Source organism: Mesorhizobium dulcispinae (genome assembly GCF_033977345.1).
In the GTDB taxonomy this organism is placed as follows: domain Bacteria; phylum Pseudomonadota; class Alphaproteobacteria; order Rhizobiales; family Rhizobiaceae; genus Mesorhizobium; species Mesorhizobium dulcispinae.
In genome coordinates this window covers 40,344-62,148 of the sequence record NZ_JAVIIY010000015.1, presented here as the reverse complement: position 1 = coordinate 62,148, position 21,805 = coordinate 40,344, and the positions used below count along the sequence as shown (strand labels likewise).

Here is a 21,805-nt window from a genome sequence, read left to right as displayed (position 1 = left end):
TTTCGCAGCCTAAGCCTGCAAAAATCATATCACAATACAAAAATTTGTTAGAGCGTACAAAATTTTCGTCGGATATACGAAGCCCATGGCAGCCAAGGCAAGAAAGCAACGAACTCGCATCGAGGACATCAGGCGGGTCGAGCTGATCGAAGCGGCGCACCGCATCTTCCTGCGCGATGGGCTGAAGGGCCTGACGACGACCCGCATCTGCCACGAAGCCGGCATGTCGCAGGGCATCCTGACCTACTACTTCAAGGACAAGGATCAGGTGCTGTTCGAGATGGTGCGCTACGCCAACCGTGTCCTGATGGACGCAGTGGTGGTCAATCTGCGCCAGGCCGAGACCCGTTGGGATCGGTTGACGGCCATCGTCGACGGCAACTTCCCGGAAGAAAAATTCGAACGCAACACGGCCAATGCCTGGGTGTCGTTTTACGCCGAGGCCGCGCACAATCCGCGCTACGCCCGGCTGCAAGAGCTGTTCTACAAGCGCCTGCGCTCGAACATCGGCTCGGCGCTGTCGCCACTGTGGTCGAAAAGCGAAATCGACCAGTTCGTGCGCGGCTTTGCCGCCATGCTGGACGGCTTCTGGCTGCGGCGCGGCCATTCCGACGACGACATCTCGCATCTGGAAGCGAGAGCGCTGCTGGTCGAATATTCGGAAAAGATGCTTGGCGCGGCCATGGTGTCGACGCTGAAGCGGCTTCAGCTGCAGGCGGCGTGACGTTCTCGCCGGCAGTGAGCGGTTGGGAACGCTCCTTGCCGGCATCTGTCCATCAGCAATTCCGGGCGGAAAGCCGCTGCGCACTTTTCCCGGAATTGCCTGGGTTGCTACCATAAAGCGCCGCCGGTGATCTGGATATTTTCCATGGTGATCCCCTTGGCGAGATCCGAGCAGAGGAAGACTGCGAGCGCCGCGATCTCTTCCGGCTGCAGCATGCGGCCCTGAGGGTTGCCCTTCCTGAACTCATCCATCGCGTCCTCGACGCTGCGGCCCTTGCCTTCGCGTTCCACCACCTGCGCCACGTTGCGGCGCATCAGTTCGGTCTCGACCCAGGTCGGGCTGATCATCACGCAGGTGACGCCATGCGCGGCACCTTCCAGCGCCACACATCGGGTCAGCCCGAGCAGCCCGGCCTTGGAGGCGCAATAGGCGGGGTTGTCCTTCCAGCCGACCGAAGCGGCGGTCGAGCCGATATTGACGATGCGGCCCCAGCCGCGCTCGATCATGCCCGGCAGCACGGCGCGCGTGGCGCGGAAGGCGCCGGTGAGATTGGTGTCGACGATCTTGTCCCAGAGCTCATCGGAATGGCCGCAGACCGGCTGCTCGGCCGTGGTGCCCGCTGCGTTGACGAGGATGTCGGCGGGGCCGATAGCCGCCTGGGCCTCCGCAAAGAAGAGGTTGGTGAGAGCGCTGTCGCGCACATCGAGATGGGCGGCATGCACCTTGCTGCCATGCGCAGCAAGTGCGGTGCGGACGCGCTCTATTTCCTCGGCGCCGGGATAATAGGCGGCGTCCGCCCTACCCGCCTGCGGCGGCGCCACGTAAGAGCCAACGGCGACATTGGCACCGGCCTTGGCAAGCGCCGTTGCTATCGCAAAGCCCATGCCGGAAAAGCCGCCGGTGACGATGGCGCTGCGGCCGGTGAGGTTGGTCATCGCAAGCGGTCTCCGCGTTCACACTGCAAGATAGCCTCCGTCGACGACCATTTCGGAGCCGGTGACGAATTTCGATTCGTCGGAGGCGAGGTAGAGGACCATCCAGGCGATGTCGTTGGGCTCGCCGAGGAAGCCGATCGGATGACGCGACAGCGCCTTGGCCTTCTCCTGCTCGAGCGTTCCCAGGTCGCGCAGGTAGTTCTCGGTTTGCGGCGTCCAGATATAGCCCGGATGGATGGAGTTGCAGCGGATGCCATAATGCTGCTCGGCGCAGTGGACAGCGACCGCCTTGGTCAAGGTGCGCACGCCGCCCTTGGAGGCGCAATAGGCGGCAAGCTCGGCCTCGCCGATGATGCCGTCGATGGAGGAGAGATTGATGATCGATCCGCCGCCGGACTTCTTCATCAGTTTGATGCCTTCCTGGCAGCCCAGGAAAACGCCGTCGAGGTTGACCGCCATGGTGCGCTGCCATTCGGCTAAAGTGGTGTCCTCGATGTTTTTGGCAATCGCGATGCCGGCATTGTTGACCAGCACGTCGAGCCGCCCGAAGCGTTCCTCGATCGCTGCCATCGCTGCCAGCCAGTCCTCCGGATTCGAAACGTCGTGGCGCAGCGCCAGCGCCTCGCCGCCCGCTCCGACGAGCTCGGCTGCCGTGTTGCCGGCGAGGCCTTCGTCGATATCGCTGACGACCAGCTTTGCGCCTTCCGATGCCAGAAGAAGCGAAGACGCCCGCCCGAGGCCAAGCCCGGCCCCGGTGACCAAAGCTACCTTGCCTGCGACGCGGCCCATTCCGGCATCAGCCTCCCTAGTTAGCCGGCTCCAGCGGCTTGCCCAGCCAGTGACGACAAAACCCTTCGAGGTCCGGCTCGAAATCATGCACGATCGGATAGCCGGGAGCAGCCGCCTCGACCTCGTGCAAGGTGCCGCATTCTGGGCAGATGAATTCGCGGATCTCCATCCACTCCGGATCCGGCAGGTCGCTGTTGGGATAGATCTCGCGCAGCGTCTCCTCGCTGTCGCGAACGATGATCGCAGCCTTCAGCTTCCAGTTCTTGCGATAGTCGCCGAAGGAATGTCCGCATTCGCATTTCGTCACCCGCTCCTCGCCGCTCTGGCAGATGAAGAGGTGGTCGCCGACGGGGAGCAGGATCGGATCCTTCCAGCCGACGCGGTCCTGCAGCACCGCGACATATTTGAAGAAGCGGTCGTCGTCCTTGTAGGCGCTCATGATGCGGCGCGTCTGCGGCCATGGCAGCGTGCCGGCAACCAGATCGGCGATGACTTCCTTGCTGTATGAGGTCATGGTCCTTACTCCACTCCGAAGGTCGATTTGGCGTCGACATCCCAGAAGGTCGAAAAATCCTTGGTGAAGCGCGGCGAAAGCTTGATCGCGCTGGCATACATCTTCTTCACCTCGGGCGCGAAATCGGCTGCCTTCACGCGCTCGCGTTCCTTGGCGATCCATTCCGAAACCGGCTTGGCGCGCGCCAGGCGCTTCGCGCGCATCTCGGCGCGGTGGCGTTTGGTAGCCTCGATGTTGGCGACCGGGAATCCTTCCTCATCCTCGTCGAGCACGATGCCGAAGATGCCTTCGGCCGCATCCTTGGTGAGGAAACCGTTCTCGACATCCCAGGCGGTCTTGGCCGGATCGCGCTCCAGCACATCGCCGTAGCCGCCGCCGCCATTGTAGGAGTGGGTGAAGACGTCGCCCGTCTTGTGCGGCGCGGTGATATAGGGCCCCTCCAGCGTCACATGCTCGCCTTCCAGCCGGACCTCGAGCTCCGAGCGGTACGGGTTGGTGCCGGTGTGGTGCGCCAGCGGCGCGCCTTTCTCGGCGAGCGCGAAGATGTTCGAGTCGCGGACCGCGCGGTGCTTCTGGCAGGTCGGCGCCGGATAGCCGCCGCACAAGCCGCCATTGTCGAAGACGCGCGAGGAGTGCTCGGACGTCACCAGTCTCAGATGATCGGTCTTTGAGACCAGCCAGGTCGACAGGAAGGAGCAGCCGCCGCGATATTTGCCGGCGCCGCCGGAATTGGGAACGATGGAGCGGCCGATATAGAGCATCGGCATGTTCTGCTCCCAGATCTCGATATTGCCCATGTCGGATTCCGGGTTCCAGCCGACATAGGCGGTGTCGAGCCCGTCCTTGATGGCCAGCGCGCCCGAACCGGCGGCGGCGCATTCGAAATGCGCCATGCCGAAGGGGGTGCCGTACTGGCTCTGGCCGCCCATCTCGATCATCGGGCTGTTGACCTGGCCGACAAAGGCCTCCTCGACGAAGCCGCGGGCGATGAAGGAGCGCGACAGCAGTCGCTGGAACACGCCGAAGGCGGGCAGCAGCAGCGCCCAGGAGGTGGCGGTCGCCACCATCTCGTTGTCCGGGTTGGTCCAGGTGCCGGCGGGCAGCTTCAGCTCGGTCGCCATCCAGGCGCCGTCATTGACCAGGCCCTCGAAGTTCATGTGCTGGGTCAGCGTCACGAACATGCCGCCATCCATGCCGGCCGGCGTGCAGTTCATCGAATGGTAGCCCCAAGGCTGCGTGCCCTCGAAATCCATGATGATCTTGCCGTCGGTGGTGATCTCCATCTCGATCGGCATGTTGTAGAGCCAGTCGGGATCGCCGAGCGGCTGATAGCCGGGCTTGCCGGTGGTGACGTGGCCATAGAAGGTGTGGCCGCGATAGATGCCGGGCACGGTGAGCTGGCGCGTGCGGGCAAGCTGGGCGCGGCGGCCCTCCTCGATGAACTCCTTCGACACCTGCACCCAGTAGTCGAGGCCGATCTCGTCGATCAGCGCCTTGACGCTTTCGCGCATGTCGATGCAGGAGGCGACCTTGGCCTTCTCGTCCAGCACCCAGTAGATCGGCATCCTGAGATTGCGCTCGCAGCGGATGACATAGTCGCGCCGAAGCTCGTCATTCTCGCCGACCTTCTCGGCACAAACGAACAGACCCTCGGTGAAGCGCTCCTGCGCCAGCGCCACGTCGCCGCCGGGCGTGATGCCGCCGGCTTCGAGCTCATGGCAAACCGCGCCCGCCCAGCCGACGAGCTTGCCCGAATGGAAGATCGGCACGACGTCCATCACGTCCGGCACCTGCACGGTGCCGATGAAGGCGTCGTTGTTGGCGAAGATGTCGCCGTCGCGGATCTGCGGGTTTTCCTCGTAGCCGTTGCGGATCATCCATTTGATGAAGCGGCTCATCGTGTGCACATGCACCATGATGCCGTTGGAGAGCGCGATGGCATCGCCTTCCGGCGTGTAGATGGCGACGACCATCTCGCCGACCTCGCGCACGCCGGGCGAGGCCGAGATGCGACGCGCCATCTCGCGCGCCGACACGCAATATGCGCGCAGCTTGGTGTGCAGGGTCTCGAACTTCAGCGGATCCTGGTTGCGCAGCTTGAGCTCGGTGATGCCGTCGTAGCAGCCGGTTTCGTCCATCAGCCTTTCGGATTCGATCAGCCGCTCGCGGATGCGGAGCGCGGAGGCGGGTTTGTCCAGCATGGCGTTCGCCCTCTCAAGCATGGGAGTAGTGGAGCAGCGTCCATTCGTCGACGAAGACGCTGTCCTGCGGATGGACGACGAGCGTCGTCGCCGGATGTTCGATGATGGCCGGGCCGATCACCTCGTGGCCGGGCTGCAAAAGATCCATCTCGTAGAGATTGGCCTTGTGCCAGCGGCCGCCGACATAGGCTTCGCGCACGCCCTTGTGGGCCGACGCGGGATCGGACGTGCCGAGCGGCCGCTTGACCAGCATCGGCTTCACCTTGTCGGCGGTGGCGATCAACCCGAGCTCGGTGATCGAGAAGCCGGCCTCGCCATAGCGCGAGACGCGGTGGTTGACCTTGGCGTAGACCGCCTCGAACTCGGCGATGACCTTGCGCATGTCGTCGGCCGAGCTAATGGCTGACAATGGCGCCATCACCTCGACGTCCTCGAGCTGACCGGTGTAGCGCATCATCAGGAACGGCACGGTCTTGATCTTGGGGAGCGCGTGGCCGTCGGCGACCATCTCGTCGACCGCTGCCCTGGTCAGATCGTTCCAGACCGCGGTGACCTTGGCGCCGAAAGCCTGCAGCTCGTCGTCGCTTGCCCGCGCACCGATATCGATCTGCGTCGACACCGAATGCCGGCGCATGAAGTCGGCGGTGGTGCAGCCGAAGGCAGAGAAGGCTGCGGCGAACTGGAAGGTGATGATCTCCTTGAAGCCGATGCCGCGCGAGCATCCGGCGAGGTGCAGCGGCCCCGAGCCGCCATAGGACAGAAGCGTGAATTCCGAGGGATGGATGCCTTGTCCGGAAATGACCCGGCGCAGCGCATTGTTGGCGTCGGCCTCCAGCATGTCGATCATGCCTTCGGCGGCTTCCTCGACGCCGACGCCGAGCACGCGGGCGCATTTCTCCTCGAAGGCATTCCTCGCCTTCTCGACCTGCAGCACGACCTTACCGCCGAGGAAGTAATGCGGGTTCAGCCGGCCGAGGATGGCGTCGCAGTCGGCGATGGTCGGCTCGGTGCCGCCCTTGGCGAAGCAGATCGGGCCGGGATCCGAGCCGGCGCTTTCCGGTCCGAGCGAGACCTTTTTGGTCAGCGGATCGACCTTCAGGATCATGCCGGCACCGGCGCCGATCGTATCGAGATGCAGCGTCGGCACGTTCAGCTTGAAGCGGTCCATCAGCGGCTCGTTCTCGATCCGCGTCTGGCCGCGTGTGATGACGCCCATGTCGAAGGAGGTGCCGCCCATGTCCGAGCAGATCAGCGAGTCGTTGCCGATCAGCTTGCCGACATAGGCCGCACCGAGGATGCCGCCGATCGGGCCGGAGATCATCGTCTCGTGCAGGCGCGGATGGTCGATCGAGGTGAGGCCGCCGAAGGAGAGCAGCGTCTGGACGCCATATTTGAAACCGTATTTCTTCGAGACGTCCTCGATGCCCTTCAACTGCCTGCGGCCGCGCGAGGTGGCGTAGGCCTCGATCAGCACCGAGTTCAGCCGCGACTGCTCGCGGATGACCGGGCGCACCTCGTGGCTGGTGTAGACGAGGATGTCAGAGCCGGCGGCGGCGATCTCCTCGCGGCAGATCTCGGCGATACGCTTCTCATGCGCCGGATTGACGTGCGAGAAGACGGTCATGATGCAGATCGCCTCGACCTTGTCGGCGATCAGCTTCCTCGCGGCCGCATGCACCTCGTGCTCGTAGAGCGGCAGGATAACGTCGCCGAACTGGTCGATGCGCTCGGTGACGCCATGCGTGCGGCGGCGTGGCACGAGCGGATCGGGATGGTGGTGGGTGACCGCGTGCAGCCGGTCGGCATAGGAATAGTCCGCCCAGGCCTGAAGGCCGCGGCCCATCAGGATCATGTCCTCGAGGCCCTTGGTGGTGATCAGCCCGAGCTTGCGGCCGGTGCGCGACAGCAGCGTGTTGAGCATGCCAGTGCCGGAATAGAGCACCACGTTGACGCCCGAGAACAGATCCTGCAGCGAGATGCCCCAGGCGTCGGCCGCGTCCTCGGCCGAAGCGAGAAAACCTTCGGCCTCATTCTTCGGCGTGGTTGCCGACTTGCCGATCTTGAAGTGACCGTCCTGATCGACAAGGATCGTGTCGGTCATGGTGCCGCCGGCGTCGATGCCGATGACGATTGGGTTGGTGGTGATCTGGTCCACGGGTCGCTTTCCCTTGCCGAGAATGACCACAGGCTAGATTCGACTGGCCGGATCGCGCCATATACCTAAAGACACAATGACCGCGCGGCGCGGTTCGCCGAGAAAAGGGCATGCGCATGGGCAATATCTGGGCGCCGCTGGCAAAGGCGATCGCAGCCACCGGCACGGACCGGCATGTCGATTGCCTGATCGACCTGATCGGCGCCGACATCGCGCACGACCTGGTGACCGTGACGCGCTACTCGGCGACCAAGACGCCGGAATTCGTCAAGCACCGGCGCTTCTCCGACGAGATGGTGCGGCGCTATCTCGACAATTACTACGTCTTCGACCCCTTCTATGCCTCGTGGCGGCGCGAACGGCGCCTCGGCATCATGCCGCTCAAGGGGCTGGCCGACGAGGAAGCCAAGCGCGGCCAGTACATAGCCGGCTTCCTGGCGCAATCGGAGATCTGCGACGAGGTCGGCATCATGCTGGCCGACGGCGGCGACTGGTGCCTCGGCATCTTCCTCGATCGTTCCACCGTATCGTTCAAGGACAGCGAGATTTCGCTGCTGACCGAACGGCTGCCGGTGTTCGAGGCGCTGCATGCGCTGGACATCAAGGCACGCGGCAGCGACTTTTCCCGCACCTCGGCGCCGAGCGGCCCGGGCGCCTCGCCGCAGCAGAAGCCGAGCATTCCGCCGAGCCTGTGGCCCGAGCTTTCGCTGCGCGAGCGCGAGCTGGTGCAGCTCATCCTTGCCGGCCATCCGACCGCCAATATCGCCGCACGACTCGGCATCACCGTCGGGACGGTCAAGAACCATCGCCGCCGCATCTATGAAAAGCTCGACATCACCACCGAGCGCGAGCTGTTCCTGCAATTCTTCCAGCACCGGATCGACGGCTAGACCCACGGCGTGAATACAGCATACCCCTCGGCCTCAAAGCGGCCGACCTCGGAGGACAGCCTTCCAGCGTCGCAACCGGGTCCGCAGGAACACCCGAGCGCCAAACGGCAGAGATGGCCTGCCCGTCACCCGGCCCGTCTCGTGCTGCAGGCGTCGACCAACTAGCTGTGCGAGCCGGTAGCGCGGATGCGTGTCAAGTTGACCAATTCGCCCCGCCAAGCTCTCGAGCAGAGGCCTTGATCGCCAGGCCAGATAAGCTTCATAGGCGGGCGGTGTTTCGATGAGGTGGCGAAGATAGGCCGCCAGCTCCGCCGGTGTGCGGAAGGACGCGGCGTCGATGTAGGAATTGTCCGGGACGAATTCGGCGGCATTGGGTGCGCCGAGATAGACCGGCACCGTGCCGGCCTCCAGCGGGTCGAACATCTTCTCTGTGACGTAGTCCGGCGCGATCGAATTCTCCAGCGCCAGGCAGAAATGATAGCGGCCGATGGTTTCGAGCTTGGTTTGCCGGCCAAGGTCGGGTCCCGAGATATGCCTGTTGGGATTGAACTTGCCATAGCGGTCGACGCCAATGCCGCGGGAAAGCTGTGCGACAAGGCCGGCACGCCCGCTTAGATCGATATTGGAAGACTGAAAATGCACCGCCGCCGCGTTTTCCGTCTTGGGCGGGATCGTCGCCTTGCGCGCGCTTTCCCACCAGCCGGCGTCCGGAAGGTACGGCGTCCAGACGTCCGATCCGGTTTCGTAGGTCATGGTGATGTCGAAGTGCCGCATGAAGGCGGCGTCCGCCATGATGGGATAGTTGACGACACTCTCCATCGACCAGGCAACCCAAAGCTGGCCGGGATATTTGCGGGCGTCGCCGATCTCGCGAAAATTCGGCAGATGGAAGACCACGGCGTCGGCCTCCGAGAGCCGTCGCCGGTCATTGGTCCACTCGACCGGAACGGTACAGGCCGACGCAGCCGCAATGTCGACCGGCTTATCGAAGACGCGGGTGTAAAAAAGGATCAGCGGAACTTTCGACGTCATCGGCCCCCTTCCGCTCAGTCGATCCGTTGTTCTTATGCTTCGATGGGCAATCGGGAAAGGGGTAGGCGGTTGGTCCAAAACCGACCCCTGGATGTCAGTCGTGCAATTCCCTGGAAATCGGCGGATCGATCGTGAAGCTGGAAAATGTAGCTTCGAACCCTTCGCGCTGCGGCGAGCAACACATCATGCCGACATCGACGGTTCGCGAGACCGGGAACCATGCCAGCCGCACCGGTTTCCAGCGGCCGTCCGCGACATCCCGATACTGGATGCGGATCGCCTCGGCGTGGCGGGTGAGACGGATCCGGACGCCGTTCGGATCCGCGGCAATGGCGACCAGCGACCAGTCGGACCTGTCGTTGGTGACGACGACGGAAAAATAGGCGAGGCCATCCGTGTATTCGATCCCGGCCTTGATCCAGTGCGTCTCGCTCAGGCGCAGCATCAGGCCGGCCTGATCGTAAAGAACCTTGTACTCACCCTTGACGGTGACCTCGGCGCTGAAGTCTCCCTCGACCGGCTGATAAAGGAAATGGCCATTGTCGCGCCAGAAGCCATAGAAGGTCTCACGCCAGAAATCGGTCTCCTTGCCGGTGCGGACATGGAGCGTCCCGTCGCCGAACACATGGTGCGGCGGCGGGTTGAGCCAGGTCATTCCGGCAAGGTCCGACGTCATTGATCCAGTAACTTAGCCGGCAAATGTATAGGCCGTCTTCACGGTGGTGTAGAACTCCATGGCATATCGGCCCTGCTCGCGCGGGCCGTAGCTCGAGCCCTTGCGGCCGCCGAACGGCACATGGAAGTCAACGCCCGCCGTCGGCAGGTTGACCATCACCATGCCGGCTTCGGAATTGCGCTTGAAATGGGTGGCGTGCTTCAGGCTGGTCGTGCAGATGCCGGAGGTCAGGCCGAAGGGCGTGTCGTTGGCGACGCTGAGCGCCTCGTCATAGTCCTTGACGCGGATGACATTGGCAACCGGACCGAAAATTTCCTCGCGCGAGATGCGCATGGCATTGGTGGCGCCGGTAAACAGAGCCGGCCTGAGATAGAAGCCGGGCGTCTCGCGTTCCAGCCGCTCGCCGCCGAAGGCGAGCTCGGCGCCCTCCTGGCGGCCGATGGCGATATAGTCCTCGTCCTGCTTGAGCTGGGTCTGGTCGACGACCGGGCCGATCTGGGTCTTGGCGTCCAGCGCGTCGCCGATGACGAGCTTGTCCAGGCGCTCCTTCACCGCCTCGACAAAGCGGTCGTGGATGCCTTCGGTGACGATCAGGCGCGAGGACGCCGTGCAGCGCTGGCCGGTCGAGAAATAGGCGCCGTTGACGGCGCAGTCGACGGCCACCGCGATGTCGGCATCGTCGAGCACGACGAACGGGTTCTTGCCGCCCATCTCGAGCTGGAACTTGCGCATATGCTCCACACTTGCCGCGGCGACGCGTTTTCCGGTGCCAACCGAACCGGTGAAGGAGATGGCGTTGACGTCGGGGCTGTCGAGCATGGCCTGGCCGACCACCGAGCCCTTACCCATGACCAGGTTGAGCACGCCCTTGGGCAGGCCGGCGCGATGCAGGATGTCGACGATGGTCCAGGCGCTTTCAGGAACCAGCTCCGCCGGCTTGAAGACGATCGTGTTGCCGTAGGCGAGCGCAGGCGCAATCTTCCAGGCGGGAATCGCGATCGGGAAATTCCACGGCGTGATGATGCCGACGACGCCCACCCCTTCCCGCGTCATCTCGACGCCGACGCCCGGCCTGACACTGGGCACCATCTCACCGGAGAGACGCAGCGTCTCACCGGCGAAGAAATCGAAGATCTGCGCCGCACGAATGGTTTCGCCGACACCTTCGGCCAGCGTCTTGCCTTCCTCGCGGGCGAGCGATCGGCCGATCTCGTCCTTGCGCGCCATGATCTCGTCGGCGGTCTTCTTCAGCACCGCGTGGCGGGCCAGCGGCCCGGAGCGCGACCAGGCCGGGAAGGCCGCCTTGGCGGCCGCGATGGCCTGTTTTGCCTCCTCCGGCCCGGCCGAAGCGTATTCGCCGACAACGTCGTTGGTGTTCGACGGGTTGATATTGCGCGAGCCGGGCTCGCCCAGCCATTCGCCATCGATCAGGTTCTTGCGGAGCACGGTCATCTTCATTCCTTCGAGATTGGCAGGGTGGCAAAGCGCCGGTCATTTGTCAGACAAATGATATACGCATTGTCCGCTGAAAGGTCTACCCGAGACCCTTGGATAAACCTAGGCGCACGGCGGCGGAAGTCCATCGCGCCCGTCCGCGACGACCTGTCACGACGTGACGCTTGATGGCCTCAGACGGAGAACGACCAGAACAGGCAGGCGAGCGCCACCGCGGCGAAGATGACGAAGAACAGGCTTCTGAGCAGGATGTTGCGGCGAAGCTCGTTCATGGTGAGATGCGCGGCGACGATCGCCGCGACGAAGAGGAAGCGCCAGTTGAGAAGCGCCCAGATCACGTCGTGCTGACCGAAGGCCCATCGGGCGACAAGCGAGCCGACAATGGTTGCGAACAACACAATCGTCGCCCAGAAGATCGCGTCGGCGGCATGGGTCAGCACGATCCCGGCGGCGCGGATCGGCAGGATCATCATCAGCAGGGCGCTGAAGAAATAGACGGCGGCGATGGCAAGGAAGGAACCCGCATCAGCAATGCCGTCGAGACGCTTCACGCCGAAGGCGCCTTGGGGGTAGCCGTGCCTGGCGACCGCCAGCGAGAGCGCCATCAGCAAGGCGCTCAAAACCGTGACCAGTGCGAATGTGCCGAGGGCCTTGCTCATGCCTTTTCCTGTCGAGACGAATCAACAGGAGTTTAGCAGAGGCAGGGCCTCAGACGCCGCAATTCACCGCTCGACGTTCTCGAAGGCGCCGACCCCCTGAGCAATCAGGTTGGTGGCCATGACCAGCGAGACGATTGCCGCCGAGTTGAAGACCACCACCCACCATTTGCCGCCGGTGAGGAAGCCGTAGCCTTCGGCCACAGCGAGGCCCCAATCGGCGGACGGCGGCTGAATGCCAAGGCCCAGAAAACTCAGCGTTGCGATCGAGAAGAAGGCGTAGCCCAGGCGGGTGACGAGCTCGATGAGGATCGTCTCCCTGATGTTGGGCAGGATCTCCAGGACCATGATGGCGAAAGCGCTTTCGCCACCGAGACGCGCGGCGCTGACATAGTCGCGCTCGCGCTGTTCACGCACCGCGGCGCGCACCGTCCTTGCCACCAGCGGCGTGTAAGCCACGGCGATGACCAGAATGACGGTGAGGTTCGAGGGCCCAAGCGCAACCAGCGTCATGGTGACGAGCACGATGAAGGGAAAGGCCATCAGCGTGTCGAGCAGTCTCGCGCCTACGGCGTCGACCAGACCGTCGAAATAGCCAAGCACCAGCCCGACGATGGTGCCGCCGGCAACCCCGCCCAGCGTGGCGAGCGGCGCCACCAGCAGGATGTCACGCGAGCCGACCAGGATGCGGGAGAAGACATCCCGGCCAAGCTGGTCGGTCCCGAACCAGTGCGCGGCATCGGGCGGCGCCAGCATGGCGAGGAAATCCTCGGCGTAAGGATCGTAGGGAACCAGTCGATCGCCAAACAGAGCACAGGCGATCCAGAACAGAAGAATGAGCGAGCCGATGGCGACGGATGGAGCGAGGCCGCGAAGCGCACGGCCGACCTCGCCTTTTATCCGCGAGACCAGCGGCACGTGGCGAGGCGCCGGGAACTCCAACAGCTCCATCATGGCGACGCCCGCCGGCGCTGCCGCGGATCGAGCAGCGCCTGCACCAGATCGCCCGCCGCCGCCGACAGCACGAAGATCGTCGCCATGACGAGCACGCCTGCCTCGAGCATCGGGAAGTCGCGCGCCCTGGCGGCATTCAGCACCAGATTGCCGAGGCCCTGGATGCCGAACAGGGTTTCGATCACCACCAGCCCGCCGAGCATGTAGCCGCTCTGGGTGGCGAGCACCGCGATGGTCGGCGTCAGCGCGTTGGGCAAAACGTGCCGGACAATGACCTCAACGCGGTCGAGCCCCTTCAGCGTCGCGGTGCGCGTATAGTCCGCGGCCAGCGCCTCGATCATGCCGGCCCGCGTCATGCGCGCCAGATAACCGGCAAGGTTCAGCACCAGCGGCAGCGCGGGCAGGACGAGATAATAGCCGCTTGTCCAGAAGCCTGCCCCGTCAGGAGCGGCTCCGGTGATCGGAAACCAGCTCAGCCACAGGCCGAAAACCAGCAGCAGGAGCAGCCCGGAGACGAAGTCCGGGACGATGCCGAAGGAGATGCCGGCCAGAACGATCGCGCGGTCGACCGGGCGACCTTGGTTGAGGCCGGCGACGACGCCCGCTCCGACGCCCAGCGGCACGAGAAACAGCAATATGATGCCGGCAAGCGTCGCGGAGCGCCCGAGACTTTCCAGCACGAAAGGCGCGACCGGCGCACGCATGGACAAAGATGTGCCGAAATCGCCCCTGAGCGCCGCGCTGAACCAATGCCAGTATTGGACGAGAACGGGCTGATCGGCGCCGAGCTGCCTGTTCAGCGCGGCGACGGCTTCAGCATCGGCAAACGGCCCCAGCATGACACGACCGACATCGCCGGGCAGAACCTGCCCGGCGAGGAAGACCAGCGCGCTGACCAGCCACAGCGTGAGCAGCAGCGAGGCTACACGCGCCGACAAGGTGCGGCCCGTCAGCATAGGGTTGCGGCGCTCCAGCTGGCTTGACGTTTCCGCATCATGCCTGGACGAAGGAAACGCGGTCGAGCAGCAGATGCGAGATCGCGGTGAAGCGCACGCCCTCGACCTTCGAGCTGGCAATCCGGCTGTATTGCGAGAAGTAGCTGATGATCTCCGGCGTCTCGTCGAGCAGCAAGGTCTGGATCTTGCCGGCCGCGACACGCTGCGCCTGAAGGTCGCGCGCCTTGCCGTAGTCGACCAGCAATGCGTCATAGTCCGGATTCTTGAAATGCGCGGCGTTCCAGGCTCCGGTGCTCTTCAGCGTGGCGTTGAGGAAGATATCGGGCGTGCCGCGATGGCCGAAATCGGTGATGCCGAGATTTGAATCCAGCCAGGGCGAGCTGCCGAAGGTGGCCGAGCCGTAATAGGCGTCCTGCGGCAGGACGTTGAGCTTGATATCGATACCGGCCTTCTTGGCGAAGTTCTGGATCAGCACGGCGTAGTCGGGGATGTCGTAGGCGCGTTCGGTGGTCAGCGTCACCTCGAAGCCATTCGGCACGCCCGCCTCGGCCAGCAGCCGCTTGGCCTCGGCGATGTCCTGCTTGCGCTGCGGCACCGATGGATCGCTCGAGGGAAAGATCGGCGCGAACGGCGTGTCGTTGCCGGCGATGGCCCGCCCCTTGAGCAGACCCTTCACGATAGCCTCGCGGTCGAGGGTGAGCGCCAATGCGCGGCGCACCCGCTTGTCGGTGAACGGCGCCTGGTCGGTTCTGAGATGCACAGCGTCGTGCGAGCTCGCCTGCACGCTCAGCAGCTTGAAGTTGGGATTGCCCTCGATCGCCAGTTCCAGGCGCGTGGTGCTCGGGATGACGTCGAGCTGGCCGGCCTGCAGCGCCACGACCTGCGCCTGCTCGTCGTCGAAGAACTTGATCTCGACCCTGTCGGGCAGCGCCTTGTCGCCCCAGTAATCGGGATTGCGCACGAAGCTGGCGCCTTGCTTGGGACGGAAGGATTCGAGCTTGAAGGGACCCGTGCCGTTGAAATTCTTCTCGAAGTCGCCGGCATAGTCGGCCGGCAGGATCACGGCGTTGTAGACGTCGGATGAAACGTAGAACGGGAAGTTGCTGTTCGACTGGTCGAGATCGAAGGCGACGGTTTCATCGTCCACGATCTTGGCGCCGCCCTTGGATAGGATGCCCTTATAGGCCGACAGCGCCGACGAGCCGCTGTTCGGATCGACCAGGCGCTCGAAGCTCGCCACCACGTCCTTGGCGGTGACGGTGCGGCCATCATGGAATTTCACGCCCGGCCGCAGTTTGAACGTCCAGCGCTTCGCCGTCTCATCGGCCTCCCAGGACAGAGCGAGCTTCGGCTGCAGACCGTCCTTGGGATCGTCGAGGATCAAATACTCGCCGACCTGGCTGACGACGCCGATGCTGGCCGGGTCGGTGAGCGTGACGGGATCGATCGCCTTGGTCGGCTGTCCAAGCCCGACGCGCACCGTGCCGCCGGGGGCGGCGGCACGCGCCACGCCGCGAAAGCCGAGCCCTTGCGAGGCCGCGAAGCCGGTCAGGCCGATCAGCGCCGCATATTTCAGGAGATCGCGGCGTTTCAGATAGCCGGCGGCGTATTCGTCGACGGCGACATTCCAGATGTCGCCGGACAGATTGCGAAGGGAGTCGATTTCGTTGCGCTTGGTCATTTTTGCCTCTGTGAAAATCGTGGTTTTGAAATGAAGCGGAGACGACGGGGCCGGATCAGACCGGCTGGCCGTCGAGATGGATGCGGTCGACTGCTTGCGGATAGAAGGCGATCAGCCCCTTGATCTTCGGCATCTCGGCGATCGGATCGCGATAGCTCCAGGCGATGTCCTCGCGCAGCGAGCCATCCTTGAGGACGCCGGACCAGTAGGAGGCGATGCCCTTGTAGGGACATCGGGTCCTCGTCAACGAGGCCCTCAGCCGGTCGAGGCGGACATCCTCCGGTGGAAGATAGAAACGCGTCGGCAGATGTGTCTCGAACAGCAGTACCGGGCGGTGGCTGTCGGCGATCAGCTCGCCATCGAACCAGACCTCGACATGGCTCGCGCTCTGCAGCACGTCGATGCGGGCATAGGGATCGCGGGCGTGGACGAAGACCTCTTCCTCCTCCTCGAACCACTGGTCGACGAGGTTCCAGGTGAAAGCGATGCGGCCGGCGAGCGGCGCAAGGTTCTCGTCGGGAGGCGCCGTCAACGACCAGGCGGCATCGGCGGCGCGCCTGTCGCCCGTGTCGATATCCCAATATTTCGTCTCGCCGCCGACGGCATGCTGCTGGCCATGCTTCGACGGCTTCAGCACGGACTGGTCGACCGCCGAGAGCGGGAAGAAATAGATCGGCAGGAAATGGTTGGAACGCAGCACCAGCACGTTGCGGCTGTCGGCGATGACGCGGCCGGCGAATTTTACGCGGATGCGCTTGGGGCTGTGCAGGACATTGATCAGCTGCGGCGCGGTCGCCTCGCGCGGCTGCAATCTCGGTGCGGCGGACATGACGGCTCTCCTCAGGATACGGCGCGCTGATTGGCGCGCTGCTCGGCGAAGCGGTTGGCGGGACGGGCGACCCCGAAGCGGTCGCGCAGCGTTCCTGGTGCGTATTCGGTCGGGAAGGCACCGCGGCGCTGGAGTTCGGGCACGACCTGCTCGGCGAAGTTGACCCAGTCCTCCGGCAGCAGCGGGAACATCAGGTTGAAGCCGTCGGCGGCGCCGGCCTCGAACCAGTCCTGCAGCTGGTCGGCGATCTGTTTCGGCGTGCCGGCGACTGTCGGCACCGAGCCGCTGTTGGCGAGCTTGCGGGCGATCTCGCGCAGTGTCAGGTTCTGCGTGGCCCACTGCCTGACGCGGTTGAGCGAGGTGCGCCCGCCGTTGAAGGTGCTTTCATCCGGAAGCTGCGGCAGCGGACCGTCAGGCGGATAGGCCGAGAGATCGATGCCGCTCCAGCTCGACAGGAGATCGATGCCGACGCAGTCCGGCAGCAGCGTCTGCAGGTAGTCCTGCCTGTCGCGCGCCTCGGCCTCGGAAGCGGCGACGATCGGCAGGATACCCGGCAGGATCTTGAAGCTCTCCGGCCGCCTGCCGTGACGGGCGAGCCGCTCGTTGATGTCCTCTCGATATTTGATGCCGTCTTCCCTGGTGCTGTAGATGGCGAAATGGGCGTCGGCATGCGCGGTGGCGAAGTTCTTGCCGTCCTCGGACGAGCCGGCCTGGACGATCAGCGGATGCCCTTGCGGCGGCCGCGGGACATTGAGGGGTCCGCGCACCTTGAAATGCGTGCCGCGGTGGTCGAGCACATGGACCTTGTCCGGGTCGGCGAAATAGCCGCTGTCCTTGTCGAACAGCAGCGCCTCGTCTTCCCAGCTGTCCCACAGCCCCTTGACGATATCGAGGAACTCGGCGGCGCGCTGGTAGCGGAAGGCATGCTCGATGTTGCCGTCGCGGCCGAAATTGCGCGCCTCCTCGTCCATAGCCGAGGTGACGACGTTCCACGACGCCCTGCCCTGGCTGATATGGTCGAGCGAGGCGAACAGGCGCGCCACGTTGTAAGGCTCGCTATAGGAACTCGACGCGGTTGTGATGAGGCCGATGTGCCTGGTGACGCCGGCCAGCGCCGACAAGAGCGTCAGCGGCTCGAGGCGGGCATTGGCGTAGTGGGCGACGCCGCTTTTCACCGAATCCCAGATCGATACGTGGTCGGCGACGAAGATGGTGTCGATCCGGGCGCGCTCGGCGGCCTGCACCAGCTCGCGATAGTAGTCGAAGCCAAGCACTTCCCGTCCGGGCGCGCGCGGATGTCGCCACGACATGCGGTGATCGCCCTGCGGGTTGAAGAAGAATGCGCTGAGGATCATGTGGTTTCGCGCCATGCCGGCCTCCTTCCAAATCCGCGACGGAGACGCCGGCACCACATCTTTCAGTGCGGCGGCAGTCCCTCGATCTTTGAAAGGCTAGATTGCGTTCAGCATTAATTCGAGTAATTTTATAGAGATTATATACTCAACATGCGGAAGCGATTGCCCCTGATGAGGGCATGGGAAGAAAGTGGTTTCGAGGTCTTGATGTCCCCTTCAGTGCTCAACGTGGAAAAACTTTCCATCGCCTATGGCGGGAAAAGAGGATGGCAATCCGCCGTCGACGGGGTGTCGCTCGCCATAGGCCAGGGCGAGGCGCTCGGACTGGTCGGCGAGTCAGGTTCGGGAAAGAGCTCTGTGGCTTTAGCCCTACTGCGCTATCTGCCAGGGAATGCCCGCGTCGCCGCCTCGGCGCTGGAGTTCGAGGGCCGCGAGCTGCGCGGTCTTTCCGGCGAAGAGCTGCGCGGCTTGAGGGGCGACCGCATCGCGGCCGTCTACCAGCATCCCGGTGCAGCGCTCAATCCGGCCATGACGATCGGCCGCCAGATCGGCGAGACGATCATGCGCCATCGCCCGGTTCGTCACGAGGAAGCGTGCTGGCGTTCGGCCGAACTGCTCAAGCGCGTGCGGGTCGGCAATCCCGAGCGGGTGCTCGACCTCTACCCGCACGAGCTTTCCGGCGGCATGCAACAGCGCGCCAACATCGCGATCGCCATCGCTCTCGACCCGGCGCTGCTGGTGCTGGACGAGCCGACGACGGCACTGGACGCCAGCGTGCAGTCGGAGATCATCGCCATCCTCGACGACCTGCGCCGGGAACATAAAACCAGCATCCTTCTGATCAGCCACGACATCAACCTGATCCGCCGCTCCTGCGACCGGGTGGCGGTGATGCAGTCAGGCACGGTGGTCGAAAGCGGCGGCGTCGAGAATGTTTTCGACAACCCTTCTCATGCCTACACCAAGGCGCTCATAGCCTCGATCCCTGCCCTCAACTTCACCAAGCGCGACGGCAAGCTGGCCGAGATCGGCACGACCGAGCTCGATCAACCCGAGACGGCCGCCAGCCTGTTCGGCTCGAAGGCGGACCGGCAGGTCGCCATCGCCTGCAAGGGCGTCGGCCATTCCTTCGGCTCGCAGGCCGTGCTGCATAGTGTCGATCTCAGCATCGGCCAGGGCGAAACCTTTGGCCTGATCGGCGAATCCGGCTCCGGCAAGTCGACACTGGCGCGGATCGTCACCGGACTGCAGGCACCGATCGAAGGATCGGTCGAGCTGTTCGGCAAAAGGGTCGCGGCTCGCGCCGAGAGGCGGGCACCGGCCGCGCGGCGGGACGTGCAGATGGTCTTCCAGTCCCCCGACCGCACCCTCAATCCGCGCCACCGGATCGGCAGGATCCTCAGCCGACCGCTGCGGCGGCTTGCCGGCCTCAGCCGCCGCGATGCGCGGGAGCGTGTCGGCGATCTGCTGCGGTCTGTGCGACTGGCGGGCACGACCGTGGAACAGAAGCCGCGCTCGCTTTCCGGCGGCCAGCGGCAAAGAGCGGCTATCGCGCGCGCCTTCGCCGGAGCGCCGAAAGTGGTGGTGCTGGACGAACCGACCTCCGCGCTCGATGTCTCGGTGCAGGCGACCGTCCTCAACCTGCTCAACGACCTGCAGCGGGAAAAGGATACGACCTACCTGTTCATCAGCCATGATCTCAGGGTCGTGCGCTACATGGCCGACAGGATCGGCGTGCTCTATCGCGGCCGGCTGGTCGAGACGGGCTCTTCCGAGCAGGTCTTTCGCGGCCCCAACCACCCCTACACGAAACTGCTGCTGGCGGCGTCTTCCGACGCCGCGCAGGCCGTCTCCATCCAGGCCGGGATCGCGGAAGTGACTTACCCGGCCAAGGGATGCTGCTTTGCCGATCGCTGCCCTCTTGCCTCGCCGGTGTGCGGGGAGGCGGAGCCGGCCCCCACCGATATGGGCGAAGGCCATCTCATCGCCTGTTGGCGACGCGACGAGCTGTCGTGAACGTCAGGGCTTCTGCGAGGCTGAGACGAGTTCGGCCTTGCGCCGGGCCGTCTCTAGGCCGACGTCAATGAAGCGGCGCGCATGGCGGGCAAGCTCCATATTGTCGGTCCACAGATTGCGCCAGATCGCCGTCTTCCTCGACAGGTTCTCGTCGACGATCTCGGAAGAAAAGGATTCGAAGCTGAGGTCGTCGCTATAGCCGATGGCCGTCAGCGCATCGAAGATCGCGGCGAAATCGATGCTGCCGGTGCCGAGGAAGCCGCGATGGCTCTCGCCGATATGGACATAGCCGATCTTGTTCGCGGCATGGCGGATGGCCAGCCCGACATCGGCCTCCTCGATGTTCATGTGGAAGGTGTCGAGATGCAGGAAGATGTTGTCGGAGCCGGTATCCTCGATAAAGGCAAGCCCCTGCGCGGCGGTGTTGAGCAGGTTGCTCTCGAAGCGGTTGACGATTTCGAGATTGAGCGTGACACCAGCCGCCTTGGCGGTTTCCGCGACGCTCGCAAGTGTTCCGGCGCTGCGGTTCCATTGGTCGCGCGTCGGCGGCTCGGTCTGCAAACCGTGGCTGGTCGAGAGAATGCCGCCGACCTTGCGGCCGCCGAGATCGCGGGTGAGCGCGATGGTGCGGTTCAGGATTTCGACGCCGTGCGCGGCGACCGCCTTGTCGGCGCTGGAAATGTCACCCTCGGCCGGCAGGCCGATGCTGATCGCGACGCCCAGGCCGAGATCGGCGATGCTCTTGGCCAGGCTGCCGATATCGACATCGGCCGGGTCGAGATAGGAGAATTCGATCAGGTCGAAGCCGGCCTCTTTTGTGTTGGCCAGCGTGCGTTCGAGGTCTTTCTGCGCCGAGCTCGCCGACCAGACGAAAGAATGGATTCCGATGCGCGACATGTTCGTCTCCGTCTGCTGCGGAGCATCGGACCGGTCCGGGTCCGATGCCTGGAAAGGAGAGCGGCCGGCACGACCGGCCGCACTCGCCGGGAGGATCAGCGGGCCGCGGTCCAGCCCTTGTAGTCCTTCAAGTTCTCGGCGGTGATCAGCTTCGGATCGAGCAGCACGGTCGGCTCGGCCGGCTTCTTGCCGGCAAGCACGTCGGCCGCCATCGTCAGCGACTGGCCGGCCATCACATAGGGATCCTGCGAGGCCGAGGCCTTGATCATCGAGGTGCCGGAGGCGAACTCCTTCTCGATGTCGGGCGCGCCGTCGACCGCGGTAAAGATGAATTCCGAGCGGTTGAGCTGCTTGGCCGCGAGCTGCGCGCCGATCGCCGTCGGATCGTTGATGGCGAACACCGCGTCGATCTTGTCGAAGCGGGTCAGCAGCGACTGGAACACCTTCAGGCCGCCGTCGCGCGAGCCTTCGGCGTTCTGGTCGTCGGACAGGATCTTGATGTCCGGATGCTGAGAGAGAACGTTCTTGCAGCCCTTGACGCGCTCCAGGATCGACGACGATGCCGGGCCGTTGAGGATGACGTAATCGCCCTTGCCGCTGGTGTGGTCGACCAGGTACTGGCAGGCCTCCTCGCCGGCCTTGACGTTGTTGGTCATCACGGTGACGTCGGCACCCGGCGCCGAAACGTCGAAGGCGGCAACCACGATGCCGGCCGCCTGCGCCTTCTTGACGGCGGGCGCGATCGCCTTGGCGTCGACGGCGTTGAGCATGATCACGTCGACGCCGGCGGCGATAAAGGAATCGATCTGCGAGACCTGCTTGTTGAGATCGTAGTCCGCCGATACCGACGTCACCTCGACCTTGGGATTGATCTTCTTGGCCGCGTCCTCGATGCCCTTGATGGTGGCGACGAAGAAGGGGTTGCCGAGCAGGCCGACCGAGATGCCGACCTTGTTCAGGTCCTTGGCCGATGCCGGCGCGACGACGAGAGCCGCGAGGGCCGCGCCGCAGAGCAGTTTGGCGATGGTCTTCATTTAATTGCTTCCTCCGATTGCCCCGCGCCTCTCACGGTGCGTTACACACAGTCCGG

At 64.3% G+C, this 21,805-nt stretch carries 19 protein-coding genes; 3 read left to right on the top strand and 16 right to left on the bottom strand.

Annotated features, from left to right (window positions below):
* The first annotated feature begins 85 nt into the window (after positions 1-85).
* Positions 86-724: a transcriptional regulator BetI gene (gene betI / locus RFN30_RS26090; protein WP_320264951.1), complete on the top strand. Its 639-nt coding sequence runs from the start codon at positions 86-88 to the stop codon at positions 722-724.
* 107 nt (positions 725-831) lie between these two features.
* Here betI and RFN30_RS26085 read toward each other — a convergent pair whose 3' ends face one another.
* The 5 genes from RFN30_RS26085 to RFN30_RS26065 are packed head-to-tail and all read right to left on the bottom strand — an operon-like array spanning position 832 to position 7,318.
* Positions 832-1,659, bottom strand: coding sequence for an SDR family NAD(P)-dependent oxidoreductase (locus tag RFN30_RS26085; RefSeq protein ID WP_320264950.1), 828 nt, complete (start codon positions 1,657-1,659; stop codon positions 832-834).
* A gap of 18 nt (positions 1,660-1,677) precedes the next feature.
* Positions 1,678-2,448 (bottom strand): glucose 1-dehydrogenase, encoded by a 771-nt coding sequence (locus tag RFN30_RS26080; RefSeq protein ID WP_320264949.1) that lies wholly within the window; start codon positions 2,446-2,448, stop codon positions 1,678-1,680.
* A 16-nt stretch (positions 2,449-2,464) separates the two neighbouring features.
* A complete protein-coding gene (locus RFN30_RS26075) occupies positions 2,465-2,962 on the bottom strand; it encodes an acetone carboxylase subunit gamma (protein ID WP_320264948.1) in 498 nt (165 codons plus the stop codon).
* Positions 2,963-2,967: 5 nt separating this feature from the next.
* The gene (locus RFN30_RS26070; RefSeq protein WP_320264947.1) at positions 2,968-5,163 is read right to left on the bottom strand and encodes a hydantoinase B/oxoprolinase family protein; all 2,196 of its coding nucleotides are present in this window, start codon (positions 5,161-5,163) and stop codon (positions 2,968-2,970) included.
* Positions 5,164-5,176: 13 nt separating this feature from the next.
* Positions 5,177-7,318, bottom strand: a complete 2,142-nt coding sequence (locus RFN30_RS26065) for a hydantoinase/oxoprolinase family protein (protein ID WP_320264946.1) — start codon at positions 7,316-7,318, stop codon at positions 5,177-5,179.
* A 110-nt stretch (positions 7,319-7,428) separates the two neighbouring features.
* Here RFN30_RS26065 and RFN30_RS26060 point away from each other — a divergent pair, with 110 nt between their 5' ends.
* Complete coding sequence (locus tag RFN30_RS26060) at positions 7,429-8,208, top strand: helix-turn-helix domain-containing protein (protein WP_320264945.1); 780 nt, start codon at positions 7,429-7,431, stop codon at positions 8,206-8,208.
* Positions 8,209-8,241: 33 nt separating this feature from the next.
* Here RFN30_RS26060 and RFN30_RS26055 read toward each other — a convergent pair whose 3' ends face one another.
* The 9 genes from RFN30_RS26055 to RFN30_RS26015 all read right to left on the bottom strand — a co-directional run bounded on the left by RFN30_RS26055 (position 8,242) and on the right by RFN30_RS26015 (position 17,817).
* Positions 8,242-9,240 (bottom strand): glycosyltransferase family 10 fucosyltransferase, encoded by a 999-nt coding sequence (locus RFN30_RS26055; RefSeq protein WP_320264944.1) that lies wholly within the window; start codon positions 9,238-9,240, stop codon positions 8,242-8,244.
* A 94-nt stretch (positions 9,241-9,334) separates the two neighbouring features.
* Positions 9,335-9,916 (bottom strand): DUF1349 domain-containing protein, encoded by a 582-nt coding sequence (locus RFN30_RS26050; RefSeq protein ID WP_320264943.1) that lies wholly within the window; start codon positions 9,914-9,916, stop codon positions 9,335-9,337.
* Between the two features lie 12 nt (positions 9,917-9,928).
* Positions 9,929-11,368 (bottom strand): aldehyde dehydrogenase family protein, encoded by a 1,440-nt coding sequence (locus tag RFN30_RS26045; protein ID WP_320264942.1) that lies wholly within the window; start codon positions 11,366-11,368, stop codon positions 9,929-9,931.
* A 176-nt stretch (positions 11,369-11,544) separates the two neighbouring features.
* On the bottom strand, positions 11,545-12,030 hold the full coding sequence (locus RFN30_RS26040) for a hypothetical protein (protein ID WP_320264941.1): 486 nt from the start codon (positions 12,028-12,030) through the stop codon (positions 11,545-11,547).
* Positions 12,031-12,093: 63 nt separating this feature from the next.
* Complete coding sequence (locus RFN30_RS26035; protein WP_320264940.1) at positions 12,094-12,981, bottom strand: ABC transporter permease; 888 nt, start codon at positions 12,979-12,981, stop codon at positions 12,094-12,096.
* Positions 12,978-13,937, bottom strand: a complete 960-nt coding sequence (locus tag RFN30_RS26030; RefSeq protein WP_320264939.1) for an ABC transporter permease — start codon at positions 13,935-13,937, stop codon at positions 12,978-12,980. Before RFN30_RS26030 ends, RFN30_RS26035 begins: the two co-directional genes overlap by 4 nt.
* Before the next feature lie 37 nt (positions 13,938-13,974).
* Complete coding sequence (locus tag RFN30_RS26025; RefSeq protein ID WP_320264938.1) at positions 13,975-15,618, bottom strand: ABC transporter substrate-binding protein; 1,644 nt, start codon at positions 15,616-15,618, stop codon at positions 13,975-13,977.
* 55 nt (positions 15,619-15,673) lie between these two features.
* Positions 15,674-16,447: a DUF427 domain-containing protein gene (locus RFN30_RS26020; RefSeq protein WP_320264937.1), complete on the bottom strand. Its 774-nt coding sequence runs from the start codon at positions 16,445-16,447 to the stop codon at positions 15,674-15,676.
* A gap of 11 nt (positions 16,448-16,458) precedes the next feature.
* The gene (locus RFN30_RS26015) at positions 16,459-17,817 is read right to left on the bottom strand and encodes an LLM class flavin-dependent oxidoreductase (RefSeq protein WP_320264936.1); all 1,359 of its coding nucleotides are present in this window, start codon (positions 17,815-17,817) and stop codon (positions 16,459-16,461) included.
* Between the two features lie 192 nt (positions 17,818-18,009).
* On the opposite strand from RFN30_RS26015, the gene RFN30_RS26010 reads away from it, so the two are divergent.
* Complete coding sequence (locus RFN30_RS26010; protein ID WP_320264935.1) at positions 18,010-19,818, top strand: dipeptide ABC transporter ATP-binding protein; 1,809 nt, start codon at positions 18,010-18,012, stop codon at positions 19,816-19,818.
* A gap of 3 nt (positions 19,819-19,821) precedes the next feature.
* Here the strand turns inward: RFN30_RS26010 and RFN30_RS26005 are convergent, their stop codons facing one another.
* Both RFN30_RS26005 and RFN30_RS26000 read right to left on the bottom strand, forming a co-directional pair.
* Complete coding sequence (locus tag RFN30_RS26005) at positions 19,822-20,715, bottom strand: sugar phosphate isomerase/epimerase family protein (protein ID WP_320264934.1); 894 nt, start codon at positions 20,713-20,715, stop codon at positions 19,822-19,824.
* A 95-nt stretch (positions 20,716-20,810) separates the two neighbouring features.
* Complete coding sequence (locus tag RFN30_RS26000) at positions 20,811-21,749, bottom strand: ABC transporter substrate-binding protein (protein WP_320264933.1); 939 nt, start codon at positions 21,747-21,749, stop codon at positions 20,811-20,813.
* Positions 21,750-21,805 lie beyond the last annotated feature (56 nt).